The 565-nt window shown below is 44.2% G+C and carries 1 protein-coding gene; it reads left to right on the top strand.

Features of this window, described 5'->3' with window-relative positions; translation table 11 throughout:
- The first annotated feature begins 113 nt into the window (after positions 1 to 113).
- Positions 114 to 368 (top strand): hypothetical protein, encoded by a 255-nt coding sequence (locus N1031_RS20575; protein WP_161401907.1) that lies wholly within the window; start codon positions 114 to 116, stop codon positions 366 to 368.
- The last annotated feature ends 197 nt before the right edge of the window (positions 369 to 565 follow it).

Genomic DNA, 565 nt, shown 5'->3' on the forward strand with positions numbered 1-565 from the left:
GATCTCAGGATCTTACACAACGCTGAGTGCCCAAGTTTTTTATATTCCAGATCCATCTAAGTTAAGGGTGAAAAAGGGTCGACGCCAAACTAGACGCATCAGAAATGATATGGATGAGTCAGAAGCAGGTGGGAGGACTTTACGCTGCAGCAAGTGTGATCTGCGCGGCCATACTTACAAGAAATGCCCGAAGAATGCAGAAGTTCCAAGCGGCGCAGATGCTAGTCCATCTGGACAGGCAAGTGATGGTAGGCGACCACCTGGTGAAGGAACAACAAGCAGGCGCGCAAGGCCAAGGCGTCGTCGCGCAGCAGGCGATTCCATGGTGTAACAATGCTTTCGATTTAGGAAATAAAATGCTGTTGTGATGTAATGAGTGTTCGGACTAAATACTTCTATCGTGTAATTTCAATTCAATGTTGTTGTAATGAGTACCTCCGACTATTGTTGTACTAGTAGTATTGTGAACTATTCGGTGTTGTATCATAATGTTATCGTGATGAGTGTTCGGACTAAGTACTCATATCGTGTAACTGCAGTTATTGTTGTAATCAGAAATATTGCG

It is taken from the genome of Herbiconiux moechotypicola, assembly GCF_024979255.1.
Classification (GTDB): domain Bacteria; phylum Actinomycetota; class Actinomycetes; order Actinomycetales; family Microbacteriaceae; genus Herbiconiux; species Herbiconiux moechotypicola.

Excerpts from the sequence above, each read along its gene's own strand:
- N1031_RS20575 (WP_161401907.1), top strand. The coding sequence starts at position 114 with ATGAGTCAGAAGCAGGTGGGAGGACTTTACGCTGCAGCAAGTGTGATC.